We start from the raw sequence: 14,774 nt of genomic DNA, 5'->3' as shown, positions 1-14,774 counted from the left end.
TCAACGTGTTGGTCATCCGTACCCGTGTACATGGGTACGGATACTCATGTGCACGGGTACGAGTGACCATGTACGTGGGTTAAAATCTTTATCGGCGTGCGGCTGTTAATAGTTAACCTCTTCTGCATACCGGTCGAACCTCATGTTGGTGTAGCCATGTTGCTGGCACCATTTCAGCACGTACTGCTGCTGTTCGGGTACGAGTCCTGTCTGTCCTAATTTATAACGATAGTATGAAGTCTTGCTTCCGAAGTAGGAAGTCATGTGTACTCTGAAACTGGCTTCGTCTTTACGCTTCAGTTCTTCAAGAATATTCATAAAGCCGTATGCCATTTTCATCATCTGTAGCTGCAGAAAATGTTCGCACTTGTTGTCATGGTAGGCATCGGGATAGATGGCGTAGCCTTTGGTCTGCTCCGGTTTCTTGTAGGTTACGGACAGATAGTGTGCACATTCCTGAGCCAGTGGGCATTGCTGGTTAAAGCAATAGTCCCATGAGTTGTAAGCACTTTCTTTGTTGAAGTAGAGTCTGACTAAATCTGCTTGTGTCATTGGTCTTTGGGATTAAAATTGTATAAAAAGTGGTTTCACAGGAGTCGTAAGCTTCTAGGTGGAATCGGCAGGAATTTTTCCTGTTGGTTGCAAAAATACAAAAAAATGTTCGAAACCGCAAGCCTTTTTCTCCACTTTTTTAATGTTTTTCTGCGAAAACAATAAGTATTCCTCTGCTTTTTCGCTGAGAATCCCCCGTTTTTCGCCCGAGTGTGGCAATAGGTGGCAATAGGTGATAATAGAAAATGCCCTTATTGCAACGCTTAAATAGTTAAAAAACAATTGGTTAACTTGAAGTGTGGCAATAGTGGCATTAGTTTTAGAAAAACGTTTCCTGTAATATAATGAAGCAAGATGCACTTTCCCTTTATCCCTTATACTTATTTTCATTCGGAAAAGACAAAAAAGTATAAATAGTGAATCATATAAATGGTCAAGTGAAATATTATCATTATCTTTGTAACTAAAATAATAGGTAACAAAACTATGACGCCAGAAGAAAAAGCAAGAGTCAAAATAGACCAATGGTTTGCTGATGCAGGATGGAAGGTTGTCAATCGGGATGAATACGAGCCTACCATCTCAGCCGTAGCTATTCGTGAGGGATTGCTTAAAGGCAATCTTGAAGCAGATTATTTCCTGTTTATCAATGGGAAAGCTGTCGGTGTGCTCGAAGCTAAACGAGAGGAAATTAATATTTCTTCCAATATTGTGAGTGAACAGGCTATCACATATGCAAAGAGTGTACCTGACTGTTATCAAGCCTGGCAAAAACCTTTGCCTTTCCTTTTTAAATCAAATGGCAAGGAAATAGAGTTTTTTGATTATAGACATCGTGAAACTTCAGAATGGGAAACTATCAGCCGCATTCTTACTCCTAAGGAAATAGTAAAGATGTTAGGTATAGACGACCCTTTTGCCGGACTTCCTACATTGAATAAGAAAGGTCTGCGAGAATGCCAATATGAGGCAGTCACGGAATTGGAGAAGAGCTTCCGTATAGGGCAAAATCGTGCATTGATGGTTCTAGCTACTGGTGCCGGCAAAACATATACGGCATGTCTCACGGCCTATCGCATGCTTAGCTATACTCCTATGCGTCGTGTTCTGTTTCTTGTTGACCGCAATAACCTCGGAAAACAGGCAGAAACAGAGTTTGGCACATTCCGCCTTACGGAAACTGGTGATGCCTTCAATACTATCTATGCAGTCAACAGGTTGAAGTCGGCTGAAGTACCAACAGACAGCAATGTGGTTATCTGTACCATACAAAGATTATTCTCACTCTTAAAAGGAGAAGAGATTACGGATACAGATGATGACGATGAAGATACAGCTGATGGTGAAGTAACATTACCAGACAACCCAAACTTACCACACGATTTCTTCGACCTTATCATTATAGATGAGTGTCACCGTTCTATTTATGGCAACTGGCGCAAGGTGCTAGAATACTTTGATACAGCTCGCCTTATTGGTCTTACAGCGACACCAATTCCAGAAACGATGGCATTCTTCAACAACAACCGTGTTGTAAACTATACGCTTGAGCAGTCAGTCATAGATGGTGTCAACGTCGATAGCCGCATCTATCGAATCAGAACAAAGGTAACAGAAGAAGGTGGAGCTATCATGCAAGGTCAGAAAACCAAAGTTGAGACTCGATACACTGGTGAAGTTAAAAACGTAAGCACAAAGGAAACGAAGACTTATACGAAAGAAGAGTTAAATCGAAGCATCATCAACCCTGCCCAGATAAAACTTATTCTTTCCACTTATCGTGATGCTGTCTATACAGAAATGTTCAATGACCCTCAAAGAGAGCCAAACATGGACTATCTACCCAAGACCCTCATCTTTGCGCTCAACGAAAACCATGCAACAAATATCGTTCAAATTGCTAAAGAAGTTTTTGGACGCACGGATGACCGCTTTGTTCAGAAGATAACCTATTCAGCAGGAGATAGCAATGAACTGATACGCCAGTTTCGTAACGACAAGGACTTTCGCATTGCCGTAACCTGTACTCTTGTGGCAACAGGAACAGATGTAAAGCCTCTGGAAGTCGTGATGTTTATGCGTGATGTGGCTTCAGCTCCCCTCTATACACAGATGAAAGGGCGTGGAGTCCGGACAATAGGTGATGAACAGCTGCGCAACGTGACACCTAATGCAATAAGCAAAGACTGTTTCTTCCTTGTTGATGCAGTAGGAGTAACCGAACATGAGCATATCATACCAGGTCAGTATGAAGGTCCAGAGACAGAGACCATCACATTAAAAGAACTATTGGAACGTATCGCTCATGGAAATCTGCCAGACAATTACCTCAAGCGGCTTGCTGCCACATTATCCAGACTTTACAATAAGGCAGATAATGCACAGCGACAGGAATTTGTCCGCATCGCTCATGATGACATGCTGGAAATTGCTCAACGCATCTATAATGCTCTCGATCCTGAGCACCAGCCACAATTGCCACCATACGTAGATATCAATGAACCTAACAATGAACGTAAGGGTTTGGTATCTCCGATAGCTAATCATGCCAATGTCCGTAAGTACATACTGATTCTTGCAGCTGGTTTTGTCAACACACTGATGCCTGGAGAAGATACGCTCATATCCAAAGGTTTCTCTATAGAAGAGGCTCAAAGTACCACAGATGCATTTGAACAATATTGCTGCGACCACTGTGATGACATAGAAGCTTTACGCATTCTATATAATAACGAGGGCGAACCTATCACCTATTCCATGCTGAAAGACTTGGAAAACAAGTTGAAGATGGAGAACAACCGCTTTGCACAAAAGCTCTTATGGAATTCATACGCCATCGTATATGGTGATAAAGTACGCCGCACGACCAGGAAGGAAGAATCGGAGGCTCTTACCAACATCATCCAACTGGTACGCTTCGCTTACCATCAGACCGAAAAACTGGAAAGTGCCTATCCTACGGCTCGAAGTATGTTTAATCTTTGGTATGGTCGAAAACAGATGGATATAACAGCGAAGCAGAAAGATTTGATAGGCAAGATAGTGGAATACATCGCAGCCAATGGAGCCTGCAACGTGCGAGAGATAAGGAAGAACGATGTCACCCATGCAGCCCAATTGATTGCAGCTTTCGGAAACATGAAGAAAGCTGACGAGGCTTTGGATTCCGTATATAAATTTATAGTATTAAGAACAACTGCATAGTATATAGATATGGCTAAAAATATAACAACTGAGCAAACGCTCACAAAAAAGGTATGGAATCTTGCTACGACATTAGCAGGAGTCGGAGTAGGATTTACAGATTACATCACACAACTCACCTATCTTCTTTTCTTAAAGATGGATGACGAGAATATGGAACTCTTTGGAGAGGATTCATCCATACCTGTTGGGTATAGATGGAAAGACTTGACAGGCTTGGATGGCTATGATCTCGTAAAGCAATATGAGAGTACACTCAAACTATTAAGTCAACAAGATGACCTCATCGGCACCATCTATACCAAAGCACAAAACAAGATTGACAAACCTGTCTATCTTAAGAAGGTAATCACTATGATAGATGAAGAGCAATGGCTCATCATGGATGGTGATGTAAAAGGTGCTATATATGAAAGCATCTTGGAGAAAAATGGTCAAGATAAAAAAAGTGGTGCTGGTCAGTACTTTACCCCACGTCCACTGATTAAAGCTATGGTTGACTGCTTGCAACCCCAAATTGGTGAGACTGTATGCGACCCCGCCTGTGGTACTGGTGGCTTCTTGCTTGCTGCCTACGATTACATGAAGGAACAAAGCCAGAATCGTGATAAATTGGACTTTTTGAACAACAAAGCGTTACATGGCAATGACATCACCCCACTTGTGGTTACACTTGCCTCCATGAACCTTTATCTTCATGGTATAGGCACAGACCACAGCCCTATCGTATGCGAGGACTCTTTGGAGAAAGAACCTTCCACCTTAGTGGATGTCATCCTTGCCAACCCTCCATTTGGCACACGCCCTGCCGGTTCTGTTGAAATCAATCGTCCAGACTTCTATGTTGAAACCAAGAACAACCAGCTCAACTTCCTTCAGCATATGATGCTGATGCTCAAAACTGGCGGACGTGCAGCAGTAGTCCTGCCAGACAATGTACTTTTTGAAGGCAACGCAGGAGAGACCATTCGCAAGAAACTCTTATCAGATTTCAATCTCCATACCATTCTCCGTTTACCTACAGGTATTTTCTATGCACAGGGAGTAAAGGCAAACGTACTATTCTTTACCAAGGGACAGCCAACTAAGAATATTTGGTTCTACGACTATCGCACTGGTGTAAAACACACCTTGGCTACGAACAAGTTAGAGCGTCACCACCTCGATGACTTTGTAACCTGCTATCATGCTGAGGACATCAATGCCCGCAAAGAGACATATGATGCAGACAAGAACCCATCTGGCAGATGGCGCAAGTATAGCATTGATGAAATCATGGCTCGTGACAAGACAAGTCTTGATATCACTTGGATAAAACAGGGTAATGATACTGAAGATTTACCATTGAGCCAATTGATGTCAAACATCAAGGAACAGAGCATGAATATCAGCAAGGCCGTAAGCGAGTTGGAGAAATTATTGAGTGGAATAAAGGAGGTATAAAATGGACAAAAGTTTGATAAACACTAACATCGAACAGCAGTTTACTGAAGTCGTAAATCTGATAGTTCAGCATCGAAGTAAAGCGTCTATGGCTGTCAATAAGGAGATGCTGCTCACAGCGTGGCATGTAGGTGCCTATGTTTCCAAGAAGTTAAAAAGTGAAGAATGGGGAAGCAAGGTAATTTCCCAACTATCTGAATATATTCGTTCTCAACATCCTGAGATAAAAGGATATAGTAGAAGAAACATATATAATATGGTGATGTTCTATGATGAATATTCTACGGAAACTTTCACTACGATAGTAAATAAGTATCTTGATGCTGAATTTGTGCAGCCAATGGCTGCACAAATTGAAGTAAAACAATTAGTATCGAAAAGTAAGGCAATACAATCAAAAAATGGTGCTACTGCATTTGTGCAGCCAGTGGCTGCACAAATGCCTAAAATTTTGGAGTTGACAACGTTCACTAACCATATAGAAATACTATGTCGTTGTAAGCGTTATGAACAGCGGTTATTCTATATTCTTTATGCACATAAAGAAAAACTAGGAAAAAGAGAGATGCAGCGCTGTATTGACAATGATACTTTTTCCAATCTTCTCGGAAATAAAAGTAATATGTCGAAGGGATTATTAGAGCAATATCCTGATGCTCCTATTATGTTTAAAGACACTGTGTTTTTAGATTTTCTTGGGTTGCCAAAGAAATACAATGAAAGCAAATTAAAGAATGGATTAATAGAGCATATGAAGCAATTTATTCTCGAATTAGGTAAAGATTTCATCTTTATGGACCAAGAGTATCCGCTCACCGTTGGTGCATCTACCTATAAGGCAGACTTGCTGTTTTTTCATCGCGGTCTCCAGGCACTTGTTGCGGTGGAATTGAAGAAAACCAAATTCCATCCTCGAGATCTTGGTCAATTAGAGTTTTACCTTGAAGCTCTTGACCGTGATGTGAAACGTTCCAACGAGAACCCTTCTATAGGCATCATTTTATGTCCTGATGTGGACAAGGTTGTTGTTGAATATGCTATGAGTCGCAGCATGAGTCCTACAATGGTGGCGGAATATAAGCGTATCTTAATTCCGCAAGAAAAAATGCAACAACAATTAAGGGAATTCTGTCAGTTCTTCTCAAAAGAAGATAAATCTTAAAATTAATAGACGAATTAATAATGGACACAAAAGCATTAAGACAAAAGATACTCGACCTTGCTATTCACGGCAAGCTCGTTCCACAAGATCCCAACGATGAGCCAGCATCGGTGCTGCTCGAACGTATCCGTGCTGAAAAGGAAAGACTCATCAAAGAGGGAAAAATTAAGAAGGGAAATAAGTCTGCAAAGACTTCTGATAAGCCGCATTATCCGTATGAGCTGCCGAAGGGGTGGGTGTGGACAACTGTTGAAGATGTTTGTTCTAAAATAGGCTCTGGCAGTACGCCAAAAGGTAGCAACTATTCAAAAGAGGGAATTCCTTTCTTTCGATCGCAAAATGTGTATAATTCTGGTATAGTAATGTCTGACATAAAATATATATCAGATGAAATTCACCAAATGATGATAGGAACAGAGGTTGTTGCTAATGATTTGTTGTTAAACATCACAGGTGGCTCATTAGGAAGATGTGCTGTCATACCTAGTAATTTTGAAAAAGGAAATGTTAGCCAACATGTTTGTATTTTGCGTCCAATAGTGATTAAGCCAGAATTTCTACATTGTTTCATCCTATCTTCATTCTTTGCAAAAAGTATGAAAATAACGGGAAGTGGACGTGAAGGACTTCCAAAATACAATTTGGAAAAAATGCTCTTACCATTACCACCGGAACAAGAACAAGAAAGAATTGTGGCAGAAACAAAACGATTGCAGAGTTTTGTTGATGAGCTTGAAACAAGTTGTGAAAACATGACAAAACTTGTAGCACAAGTCAAATCCAAAGTTCTCGACCTTGCTATTCATGGCAAGCTCGTACCACAAGATTCGAATGACGAGCCTGCTTGCGAACTCTTGAAACGCATCAATCCTAAGGCAGAAATCATAACTGATAACGGGCATTATCAGAAGTTACCTGTGGGATGGACTATTTGCAGATTAAAAGATATTAGCAAGATAGTAACAGGTTCAACACCAAGTAAATCTAACTGTGGTTATTATGGCGGTATTTTCCCATTTTTTAAACCCGCAGATTTAGATGCAGGACGTCATGTCTATAAAGCTGCAGAATATTTGTCAGAAGATGGTAAGAGGGCTTCAAGAGTAGTTCCTAAGGGTACAACTGCAATATGTTGTATAGGAACTATTGGTAAAGTCGGTTATCTGATGTATGAGGGTGCTACAAACCAACAGATAAATTGTGCAATTCCATCAAAAGTCGTGGATAGCGTATTCCTTTTTTATTTATGTGCATCACCTCTGTTTAACGACAAATTAAATTCAGAATCATCAGCAGTAACAATTTCAATTGTGAACAAATCAAAAATTGAAGCTATCTCTGTTCCGCTTCCCCCTCTTGCAGAACAAAAACGAATTGTTTCTAAAATAGAGGACATCTTTGCTCAACTTGAAGCAATTGAAACTGCATTATAATCATGGATTATTAGCCATCGTAAGTAAATTACCTACGGTGGCTAAATTCCTATTACCAAATAACAATTTCGTCCACAAGCTTCTGCTGTTCACTTGCTGTGCGGCGCAGGGTAAACGCATCAAACTTTTTACCTTTTAACATATAGATATTAATGTTGTATCTTATTGAATATTAACTATTTATATTTGCTTGTACCAAAAATATTTTGTATCTTTGTAAAGAATAATTAAACACTTAAAAGTTACAAAATGAGCATAATTAAGTTATCTAAACAAATTCCAGACCCAAGAGTCACAGGACGAACTGTTCATAAAATGGAACATATTATCTATATTACCATAGCAGCAGTACTGGCTGGATGTCAAACATGGGATGATATTGCTGAGTTTGGAAGAACTAAGAAGGAGTTCTTCAAATCTCGTTTGGTAGGTTTGGAGCACATTCCAAGCCATGACACCTTCAATCGTTTCTTCTCTATATTTGACCCAAAGGGCTTTGAACAAATTTTTCGCGATTGGGTCAAGGAAATTGTTGGTGAGGTCAAAGGCATAGTAGCCATTGACGGCAAGTTAATGCGTGGCTCCAGCAAATGCGATTCAGAGCACACATTGGGCAAAGATGATTTTCGCATGTGGATTGTGTCGGCATGGTCTTCTGATAACAATATCTCTCTGGCTCAAGAGAAGGTGGGCGACAAGACTAACGAAATCACCGTTGTACCAAAGTTGCTTAGCGCAATAGACTTAAAAGACACCATTGTAACGATTGATGCCATGGGATGCCAAACCTCTATAACCAAGAAAATAAGAGAGGGAAACGGAGATTATATTATTGCATTGAAGAAAAATCAAAAGACAAGCTATGATTTTGCAAAGGATATCATAGCCGAATACACTGATCGTGACTATCAGGGTATAGTTTCAAAGCATACTTCCTTTGACAGAGGGCATGGCAGATTAGAAGAAAGGAAATGTATAGTGGTGAGTTATGGCAGCACTACTCAAAAAATGTTCAAGAACAAATTTGAAGGGCTAAAATCTATTGTTGGCATTCTGTCACGAAGAACTATCGTTTCAACAGGTGAAACTTCCGAGGAAAACAGGTACTACGTAACTTCCCTAGGAAATGAAAGGCCTGAGGGAATCGCCAATGCAATAAGAAAGCACTGGGGAATAGAGAATAATTTGCACTGGCAATTAGACTTTACCTTTAGAGAAGACGAAAGTAGAAAGGTGAAAAATGCAGCAAGGAACTTCTCTACTATTACTAAGATTGCTTTGTCCATCCTTAAAAAGGATAAAACGATCAAGGGAAGTCTCAACTTAAAAAGAATGAAAGCTGGCTGGGACGAAAATTACCTGTCAAAACTTTTGGAGGCGAACGCATTTTGATGCGTCCGCCCTGTGTGCGGCGTAGATAGATTCGTGTTGTTTCAAGGCGTTCATGCCCCATGAGATCTGCAAGAAGAGCTATGTCATTGAAGCGTTCAAGGAAGTTCTTGGCAAAACGATGACGGAACGAATGAGGATATACCACGTTCTTGTTCATTCCATATTTCTCCGCAAAATGCTTCAATCGCTGAGCGATGCCACGTGTTGTAATGCGTTCTCCAAAATGATTTAGGAAAATATATCCAGATTGGATTCCTTTTTCGTCAAGCCACTTTGTTGCTTCTAAACGCAAATTCTTCGGAATGTACAGACGGCGTATCTTGCCACCTTTACTATAAAGGTCAAGATACCCTACCTTTACATGCTCTACCTTGATGTGGCGTAACTCGCTAACACGTGCACCTGTGGCACCCATAAACCAAACAACGAAATACCACTCATCATGTCCGTCGGCTTTTAGCTTACGTTTGAAGAACTTATAATCAGCATCGCTGATTACATTCTCCAAAAAGTTCTTCTGTTGAACTTTGACGAACTTCATCTTTAGCTTTTCCTGCTTGATAAACTCCAGATACTTGTTAATAGCTTGCAAACGTAAATTGACAGTCTGCGGTTTGAAGTTCTCTACCAAATACCCCTTATATGCCAAGAGGTTTTTCTTATTCACTACTGAATAATGCTCCGTAAAATACTTCACAGTCCATTCATAAGAGCGAACTGTATTCTCTGTCAAGTTTTCCTTGACAAGATAATCCTTGAATTTTGTTACCATATTATACTTAACTGAAGTTTCGCAAGTGAATAAATATCAACTTGCTTGTTTATAAATATACATATTACGCAGCGTATGGGCAACAGGATTACTTTCGATGAAATCTGCCAGCAACTCTGTAGCATCTATAGAGTAACGCTCTGCTGCTTCCAGAACGAAGTCCAAAATGATAGCCCATATCTTGTCCGTTACGGACAACTCGAGAGTGTCATTGGTAACCTCTGTAAAGAGACCACCGATGGTTTCATACGCTTCAAATCTCTTCACTGTACACAAGATGTTATACTGCATCATTGTCAAAGTGAAGCTAGCAATTTGAGCGGCAAAATGTACAGACTGGCATTTACCAAAGTTCAGCAAGGTCTTGCAATCCTTGTATGCAACTTCGGTAGCCCATCGTCTGGCATAAATACGATACGCTTCAAGGAAGCTAAGAGAAAGGTCTGTGGTCAACAACCCATTCCAGTTTCCCTTGCGTCCTCGCTTGCAAAAGAACAAACGGACTGGCACACCATCCAACTTAACGTCCATTGTACAATAGGTACAGCGAAGTATTTTGTTGTGTTTGCATGCCTTCTCCTTTTGCAGGTGCTTGATGATTTGCTTGGCATTCATCTTGCCATGCTTCGTTGCATAGTTGGTTTTGCCCAGTTTAATCATGCCCAACAGGTGACACTTGATATGTCTGCTGGAAATGAAACGCACAAGCTTAGTGTTTGTAAACCAGCTATCTACGAGCAAGTAATCAAAGCGAACACCTCGCTTGATGGCATACTTGACCATATCTATGGCCTTGTCTGTCTTCTTCATCAGATATTCATCCACACGATCTTTTACCGCTTGCCCTTCGTGGTCCTCGGTATAGCGAGCTTTGCGTTGCTTAGCAGTAAGTCCCTGAACCTTTTGCTTGTCCTTTCCCTCCTCACCATGAAGAGAGAAATCGAGAAAGAGCTGGCTAACGCCATCGGACAACATCATGGTCAGACACTTATAACCAAGGATGCTCTTTTGATGAACATGAGACCAGATTCTTCCTATGAGTTCGGTCGTCATACCAGTCTTAGGTGCATCAGTATCATCAATAATCAAACAAACCGGCTTGTCATGATGAACAGTTGTGCTGCTTGATATCTTCTTTATCAGCTGAAGATTCATTGCATATAGTAACTTGCGCCACTTGACATTGCCATCATTCATAAAACGATAGAACATGTCTTTATCACAATTGAACAATTTACTCAAGGACGAGTTGGAGTATCGACTCGCATTCTTGACTACGAAGAACGGGAAGAGCATGAGGAGGTTGAGTACCTGCAAAGTGGTGAACTTGCAGTTCTCTTTCTTCTCTACTCCAATCTGGCTGGAGCGTATATTTATATGTTCCATCACACCCATAATGCACTTAATTGCACGATTATCGTCATTTTTTGCGAAAAAGCTTCGCAGATCTGAAATAATTTTTGTATCTTTGCTCACGGCTTTGAAGTTTTATCTTTATTGTTTAGCGATTATAAAGATACTCATTTTCTGTGAGTTATACAAACTTCAGAGCCTTTTTTATTCCAAAATTACGTTAAATCACGCTTGTGAATTTTCACTTGCGAAACTTTAGTACTTAATTTAAATGTAATATGGTATAAACGAAAAAAGAGAGCCTATAAGCTCTCTTCTATTATATCAAGTTGATGAAATAACTCTTCTATTTTTGAAACAATGCGCAGTTGTTCTTTTCTTGGAGGAAGCGGGACTAAACCATTTTGTGCATCCTTAGTACTTAATCTTGGCATTTTTACACCATAACCACACACAGACGTATAGTCCAAAAAGTATTGAGAACGGAGAACATGGCACAAAAAAATGTTATCAATTACTGACGATACAGAAATTGGGATGATTTCTGTAGTACAAAAACCGTCTTGCGATGCAACTAACACTTTGTTAAGATAGGTTCGAAGTTTTGAATATAATATCTCACCTTTCTTAAAACTGCGCCGAACTCCTTTGATTTCCCTATCCTTTTTAGTATGGATGCTAAGAATTTTGGCACTATCTTTTTCTATATCTTCTAATTCCAACACCCATGCTGAATCGGGTATCTGCAGGACGTCACTAGTTGTACAACTTCCATAATTTGTAATACTTCCTAATGTAGTCCAGCTCCATCCATTTGGTAACTTAAACGGCACAACCTTCTGATAATGCCCGTTATCGGTTATGATTTCAGCCTTCGGATTGATGCGTTTCAAGAGTTCGCTAGCAGGCTCGTCATTCGGATCTTGTGATACAAGTTTGCCATGAATAGCAAGCTCGAGTATTTTGAATTTTGCTTGCTTGATAGCAGTATGTAAGTTTTTTGTTCCCGTTTCAATGGTAGAAACAAAGGACATCAATCTATCTACTTCATCCAAGATTCGTTTTTGTTCCCCTATTGGAGGTATAGGTATGAAAAAATTCTTTAACACATCAAATGGGGGAATGTTTTTAATGGCAGTTCCTTTGCTATTTCTGTAAGCTTCATCTTTAAGAATGAAATCAAAATACAGTAAATAGAAACGTTCAATCTCTTTGCTAAAAAGACGAATGAGCATCAACGCTTGATTAATAATACCTTCCTGCATACCGGCAGGCAAAACATACGTTTCACCAATTGTTCCAGCACAACTCACGATAATATCATATGGCTGTACAGCAAAACCAATTAACGAATCATATTTTTCTTTGGTTATATAATAAGAGCCAAGTGTACAGTCTTTATGAATAGCATTTTTCTGTTCATACACTTTGTAGCTTTGACTACTTTTAGGGACAAACATAGCTTTGGTTAAGCTACTTCCAAATGGTCCTTTTTTATAGAATGCCAAATCATCCAACTTGCACCACACCCATCCCTTAGGCAGTTCAAACGGATAATGCGGCTTATCAGAAGTTAAAAGTAGTTGCAGTCATATTCTTTTCTTTTACTAATAAACGTTATATTCCCACCATTCCTTTCCCAAATCATTTGTTTTCTCCCGAATTTACAGTACTTTTGCAGTAAGTATCTGATTAAAGATTAAAAGTGTGATTTATAATAAGGTATAGATTATGCAATTCAAGAATATCATATTTGATTTAGGTAATGTCCTGGTGAAGCTCAATCCGGAAGGATACATCGGGGCTTTCAAGGCGATAGGAATGGGGGAACTGGCGAATCCGAATCCTCAGAGTGAGGGGATGAAGCTGATGAGCAAACTGGGTGTTGGAATGATTACCACCGAAGCATTCTGTGATGCATCCATACCTTCCAGAACGCGAAGTTCGATGATTGGCTTTCACTTCGATTCTGACGGAAATGTCAGAATCGAAGCTTTTATTAAAAGGCATCAGAATGATTTGTCAAATGGTGTCAGGCAGGCATAGAGCGGAACGTTGATCATCCAGTCTTGATCCTTATAGGGAAGCATGGAGTAGCGAAGTCCCTTCAGTTGCGGATTGTTGGTGATGAATGTTCTGAGAGATTTCGCCTTAACGTTCACCTCTGCCTTTACTTCTATCGGTATAACCCTGTCGTGCCATTGGGTCAGGAAATCAATCTCTATTGTGGAGTTATCCACAGCATGATAGTATAATGGAATATCCTGGCTTTTCAGCTGGGTGAAGACATATAGCTCTGTAAAGGCACCTTTATATTCAGAGAAAATGCCATCGCCCACCAGCATCGATTCTGCTGAAGTCTCTGCCATCGCTCCCATCAGTCCCACATCGAGCATGAAGAGTTTGAAGGCGTTCAGGTCTTCATAGAATTTGAAAGGGAGGCGTGGGGTATTGACTCTCTGAACCTTATATGCCAGTCCTGCATCTATCAGCCATTGGATGGCCAGTTCGAAATCTGCGGCTCTGGCACTTTTCTTCACGGCTCCATAGATGAACTTCTTGTTCTCTTTGGCAAGTTGGGCAGGGATACTGTCCCACACCATATTAATGCGAGGCACTTCTCTATCTGGTGCGTGCTTCGAGAAATCTCGGCGATAGTCTTGTATAATCTGCTTTTGGATGGAACGGACTTCCTGTAGTCCCTTCTGCTCTACATGGGCGAGTACGGCGGCTGGCATTCCTCCTACATAATAATATTGTCGCAGCAGGCTGATCAATTCTGTTTCCAGTAAATTGATGACGTTCCAATTTCCTTCTTTCAGGATGCTTGCCATTTTCTCTTTTCCCATGGCATCGAGGAATTCGATGAAGTTCATCGGGTAGAGGCGCAGCTCTTCTACTTTTCCTACTGGATATGATACCCCGCTATGGAGTGATATTCCCAGTAGGGATCCTGCCACGATGATATGAATATCAGGAGCATCCTCGCAAAAGAACTTTAAAGTTTCTAATGCTTTAGGACAATCTTGTATCTCATCGAGTACCATAAGTGTATCGTTGGGGGTAATATCTACCTGGCTGATGGCGGAGAGTGCCATCAGTATATCAGCTGTTGTGCCGGCTTTTTCAAACACTTCTGCTGCCTTCTGATTTCTGTCGAGACTGAAGAATGCAAGTTTTTTATATTCTCTTTTTCCAAATTCTTGCAGGATATAGGTCTTGCCTACTTGTCTTGCTCCGTTGAGAATCAGAGGTTTATGGTTTTGCTTGTTCTTCCATTCTACGAGTTTGTTATAGATGCTTCTTTCCATGATTTACACTTTTTCTAACGAATAATCGTATGAATTCCGCACTTTTTCTGACGAATAATCGTATGAACTTCACACTTTTTCTGACGAATAGCGGAGCAAAGATACACTTTTTCTAACGAATAGCCAAGGAAAAGGCCGACTTTTTCTCTTTT

12 protein-coding genes are annotated in these 14,774 nt (G+C 40.4%); 6 read left to right on the top strand and 6 right to left on the bottom strand.

All coding sequences use genetic code 11. From position 1 onward, the window contains the following. Positions 1 to 105: 105 nt before the first annotated feature. Together KUA46_RS10335 and KUA46_RS10330 are read right to left on the bottom strand one after the other, a co-directional pair. Complete coding sequence (locus tag KUA46_RS10335; protein WP_006848382.1) at positions 106 to 552, bottom strand: DUF6078 family protein; 447 nt, start codon at positions 550 to 552, stop codon at positions 106 to 108. A gap of 54 nt (positions 553 to 606) precedes the next feature. Further along, positions 607 to 942 carry a hypothetical protein gene (locus KUA46_RS10330; RefSeq protein ID WP_218487407.1) on the bottom strand — a complete coding sequence of 112 codons (336 nt, stop codon included), beginning with the start codon at positions 940 to 942 and terminating at the stop codon, positions 607 to 609. A 96-nt stretch (positions 943 to 1,038) separates the two neighbouring features. Between KUA46_RS10330 and KUA46_RS10325 the strand changes: the two genes are divergently transcribed. The 5 genes from KUA46_RS10325 to KUA46_RS10305 all read left to right on the top strand — a co-directional run bounded on the left by KUA46_RS10325 (position 1,039) and on the right by KUA46_RS10305 (position 9,186). After that, positions 1,039 to 3,756 (top strand): DEAD/DEAH box helicase family protein, encoded by a 2,718-nt coding sequence (locus KUA46_RS10325; RefSeq protein ID WP_218487408.1) that lies wholly within the window; start codon positions 1,039 to 1,041, stop codon positions 3,754 to 3,756. Positions 3,757 to 3,765: 9 nt separating this feature from the next. Beyond that, a complete protein-coding gene (locus tag KUA46_RS10320; protein ID WP_006848379.1) occupies positions 3,766 to 5,199 on the top strand; it encodes a type I restriction-modification system subunit M in 1,434 nt (477 codons plus the stop codon). A 1-nt stretch (position 5,200) separates the two neighbouring features. Further along, positions 5,201 to 6,361 carry a PDDEXK nuclease domain-containing protein gene (locus tag KUA46_RS10315; RefSeq protein WP_218487409.1) on the top strand — a complete coding sequence of 387 codons (1,161 nt, stop codon included), beginning with the start codon at positions 5,201 to 5,203 and terminating at the stop codon, positions 6,359 to 6,361. Positions 6,362 to 6,381: 20 nt separating this feature from the next. Then, positions 6,382 to 7,794, top strand: coding sequence for a restriction endonuclease subunit S (locus KUA46_RS10310; protein ID WP_218487410.1), 1,413 nt, complete (start codon positions 6,382 to 6,384; stop codon positions 7,792 to 7,794). Between the two features lie 249 nt (positions 7,795 to 8,043). Then, on the top strand, positions 8,044 to 9,186 hold the full coding sequence (locus KUA46_RS10305; RefSeq protein ID WP_211421283.1) for an ISAs1 family transposase: 1,143 nt from the start codon (positions 8,044 to 8,046) through the stop codon (positions 9,184 to 9,186). On the opposite strand, the gene KUA46_RS10300 is transcribed toward KUA46_RS10305, so the two are convergent. The 3 genes from KUA46_RS10300 to KUA46_RS10290 all read right to left on the bottom strand — a co-directional run bounded on the left by KUA46_RS10300 (position 9,113) and on the right by KUA46_RS10290 (position 12,840). Further along, positions 9,113 to 9,958, bottom strand: coding sequence for a tyrosine-type recombinase/integrase (locus KUA46_RS10300; RefSeq protein WP_218487990.1), 846 nt, complete (start codon positions 9,956 to 9,958; stop codon positions 9,113 to 9,115). The genes KUA46_RS10305 and KUA46_RS10300 overlap by 74 nt on opposite strands. A gap of 36 nt (positions 9,959 to 9,994) precedes the next feature. Further along, entirely contained in the window at positions 9,995 to 11,434 is a 1,440-nt protein-coding gene (locus tag KUA46_RS10295; RefSeq protein ID WP_420377651.1) for an IS4 family transposase, read from the bottom strand. 179 nt (positions 11,435 to 11,613) lie between these two features. After that, entirely contained in the window at positions 11,614 to 12,840 is a 1,227-nt protein-coding gene (locus KUA46_RS10290; RefSeq protein WP_334650128.1) for a restriction endonuclease subunit S, read from the bottom strand. Positions 12,841 to 13,042: 202 nt separating this feature from the next. On the opposite strand from KUA46_RS10290, the gene KUA46_RS10285 reads away from it, so the two are divergent. Then, positions 13,043 to 13,357, top strand: coding sequence for a hypothetical protein (locus KUA46_RS10285; protein ID WP_218487819.1), 315 nt, complete (start codon positions 13,043 to 13,045; stop codon positions 13,355 to 13,357). Here KUA46_RS10285 and KUA46_RS10280 read toward each other — a convergent pair. After that, positions 13,321 to 14,622: an ATP-binding protein gene (locus KUA46_RS10280; protein WP_218487820.1), complete on the bottom strand. Its 1,302-nt coding sequence runs from the start codon at positions 14,620 to 14,622 to the stop codon at positions 13,321 to 13,323. The two genes, KUA46_RS10285 and KUA46_RS10280, sit on opposite strands and share 37 nt — an antisense overlap. Positions 14,623 to 14,774: the final 152 nt, after the last annotated feature.

The organism is Segatella copri, from assembly GCF_019249765.2.
Taxonomy (GTDB): domain Bacteria; phylum Bacteroidota; class Bacteroidia; order Bacteroidales; family Bacteroidaceae; genus Prevotella; species Prevotella copri_K.
This window is presented reverse-complemented; position numbering and strand designations above follow the sequence as displayed.

What these genes read in the sequence shown, in the direction of transcription:
- KUA46_RS10335 (WP_006848382.1), bottom strand. Translation starts at nt 552, where the DNA reads ATGACACAAGCAGATTTAGTCAGACTCTACTTCAACAAAGAAAGTGCT.
- KUA46_RS10330 (WP_218487407.1), bottom strand. Translation starts at nt 942, where the DNA reads ATGAAAATAAGTATAAGGGATAAAGGGAAAGTGCATCTTGCTTCATTA.
- KUA46_RS10325 (WP_218487408.1), top strand. Translation starts at nt 1,039, where the DNA reads ATGACGCCAGAAGAAAAAGCAAGAGTCAAAATAGACCAATGGTTTGCT.
- KUA46_RS10320 (WP_006848379.1), top strand. Translation starts at nt 3,766, where the DNA reads ATGGCTAAAAATATAACAACTGAGCAAACGCTCACAAAAAAGGTATGG.
- KUA46_RS10315 (WP_218487409.1), top strand. Translation starts at nt 5,201, where the DNA reads ATGGACAAAAGTTTGATAAACACTAACATCGAACAGCAGTTTACTGAA.
- KUA46_RS10310 (WP_218487410.1), top strand. Translation starts at nt 6,382, where the DNA reads ATGGACACAAAAGCATTAAGACAAAAGATACTCGACCTTGCTATTCAC.
- KUA46_RS10305 (WP_211421283.1), top strand. Translation starts at nt 8,044, where the DNA reads ATGAGCATAATTAAGTTATCTAAACAAATTCCAGACCCAAGAGTCACA.
- KUA46_RS10300 (WP_218487990.1), bottom strand. Translation starts at nt 9,958, where the DNA reads ATGGTAACAAAATTCAAGGATTATCTTGTCAAGGAAAACTTGACAGAG.
- KUA46_RS10285 (WP_218487819.1), top strand. Translation starts at nt 13,043, where the DNA reads ATGCAATTCAAGAATATCATATTTGATTTAGGTAATGTCCTGGTGAAG.
- KUA46_RS10280 (WP_218487820.1), bottom strand. Translation starts at nt 14,622, where the DNA reads ATGGAAAGAAGCATCTATAACAAACTCGTAGAATGGAAGAACAAGCAA.